The sequence below is a fragment of the Sphingosinicella sp. genome (assembly GCF_052387495.1).
In the GTDB taxonomy this organism is placed as follows: Bacteria; Pseudomonadota; Alphaproteobacteria; order Sphingomonadales; family Sphingomonadaceae; genus Allosphingosinicella.
This window is the reverse complement of sequence record NZ_JBQTJC010000186.1, coordinates 1-2,282: the sequence shown is the minus strand read 5'-3', so window position 1 is coordinate 2,282 and position 2,282 is coordinate 1. Positions and strand designations below refer to the sequence as shown.

The 2,282-nt window shown below is 70.3% G+C and carries 1 protein-coding gene and 1 pseudogene; both read right to left on the bottom strand.

Annotated elements, in window-relative coordinates:
• Positions 1–1,730 (bottom strand): annotated as a pseudogene (gene priA / locus ACT4N8_RS10520) (replication restart helicase PriA); the annotation flags it as partial.
• A gap of 42 nt (positions 1,731–1,772) precedes the next feature.
• On the bottom strand, positions 1,773–2,282 hold a 510-nt coding region (locus tag ACT4N8_RS10515), incomplete at its 5' end, for an MATE family efflux transporter (protein WP_444858078.1).

Below are 2,282 nucleotides of genomic sequence, written 5' to 3'. Positions count from 1 at the left end.
GAGACCTGGCGGATTTGCTGAAAGGTGCGCTCCGCGGCGCGCAGGTCGCCGCCCGACAGGCCGAGATCGGCATCGACCACGCCGACCAGGGTGAGGTTGGGGAAGTGGTAGCCCTTGGTGACGAGCTGGGTGCCGATGACGATGTCGATCTCGCCCGCCTCCATCCGGGCGACGAATTCGGCCGCCTTGGCCGGCGACCAGATCGTGTCCGAGGTGACCATCGCGGCGCGCGCGTCGGGGAACAGCGCCGCGACCTCGTCGGCGATCCGCTCGACGCCGGGGCCGCAGGCGACGAGGCTGTCCTCCTCCTTGCATTCGGGGCAGGCATGGGGCGCCGGCATGACATGGCCGCAATGGTGGCAGGCGAGCCGCCGGGTGAAGCGATGCTCGACCATCCAGGCGGTGCAATTGGGGCATTGGAAGCGGTAGCCGCAATGGCGGCACAGAGTGAGCGGGGCATAGCCGCGGCGGTTGAGGAACAGGAGCGACTGCTCCTCCGCGTCGAGATTTTCCTCGAGCGCGTTGACCAGCTCGGGCGCCAGCCAGCGGCCGCGCGGCGGAGGCGAGGCCAAGAGGTCGATCGCCGCCATGTCGGGCAGGCGCGCGCCGCCGAAGCGGTCGGGGAGCTTGAGCTCGCGATAGATGCCGCTCTCGACCATGTGGCGGGTCTCGATCGCCGGCGTGGCGGAAGCAAGGACGACCGGGATCGCCTCGAAATGGCCGCGCATCACGGCGACGTCGCGGGCATGGTACTGGACGCCGTCCTCCTGCTTGAAGCTCGCCTCGTGCGCCTCGTCGACGACGATGAGGCCGAGCTTGGGATAGGGGAGGAAGAGCGAAGAGCGGGCACCGACCACGACTTGCGCCTCGCCGCTCGCGATCGCGCGCCAGGCGCGGCGGCGCTGCGACTGGCGCAGCCCCGAATGCCAGGCGACCGGCTCGGCGCCGAAGCGCGCGGCGAAGCGCTTGAGGAAAGGCTCGGTGAGCGCGATTTCGGGGAGGAGGACCAGCGTCTGTTTTCCCTCTCGCACCGCCTCGGCGATCGCTTCGAAATAGACCTCGGTCTTGCCCGATCCGGTGACTCCGTCGAGCAGGATCGGGGCGAAAGCGGCGGCGGCGACCGCTTATAGCAGCTCGCCGGCGGCACCTGCTTGCGCTGGCTCGAGCCCGGGCGGATCGTGATCCGGATCGGGCGCGGGGAAGGGGTCGTCGATGGTTACCTCGATCGGCTCGATCGCGCCGGCTTTGACGAGGCCTCGGATGACGCCGTCGGAGACGCCGCCGATCGTGGCGAGTTCGCTGACCAATCCCTGCCGCTCGCCGATCCGCGCCAGTGCCTGCTCGCGCTGCGGGGTGAGCCGTTCGGGCGCCTGGCCGGTGGCGCGGTATTCGGTGACGCTGCGCGCCCCCTCCAGCGCCCCGGAGGAGGGGAGGGCCATGCGCAGCACTGCGCCCAGGGGGGCCAGATAATAATCCGCCGTCCATTCGATCAGCCGCCTGAGCGGCGCGGAGAGCGGCGGCAGATCGTAAGCGTGGAGCAGGGGCCGCAGGCGATTGTCGCCGACCTCCTCGGTCTGCAGCCGCTCCGGCTCCCACGCCACGCCGACCACCTGCCGCGGACCCAGCGGCGCGACCACGATCGACCCCGGCTCGATCGTCATGCCGTGGGGCACGCGATAGTCGAGTGGACCCAAAGCGGCGTTCAACAGGATCACGCGGGCGCGGGACATGCCGCCTAGATCGAGTCCCCTGGCCGGAAAGGCAATGCGCGATCAGGCAAATGTCGCGCGTTCGAGGCGGGGGAGGAGGAGTGCCTGGCCGGCGGCGCGGGCGACGAGGAAGATTGTGAAGGCGAGCCAGAGGCCGTGATTGCCGAGCGGCCCGGTGACGAGGAGCAGGGCGCCGTAGATACCGAAGGCGGCGGCCATGGTGACGAGCAAGGCGCGAGTCCAGGTCGCGCCGATATAGATGCCGTCGAAGACGAAGGCGGTGACGCCGAGCACGGGGAGGAACAGCGCCCAGGGCAGGTAGGTCAAAGTCGCCTCGACCACCGCCGGATCGGTGCTGAAGCTCGCGGCGCGCGGCGCGCCGGCGCTGGCGTAAAACAAAGTGACCCGGGCGCCGAGCGCGCGGCCCGAGAGCAGCAGCGCCCGCACCAGCCGCCGGAACAGGCCCCGGTCGCGCGCGCCGACGGCCTCGCCGCAGAGCACCTGCGCGGCGCTCTCGAAGCCGTCGAGGAGCAAAGCCGAGAAGATGAAGAACTGATAGAGGCTGCCGGTGGC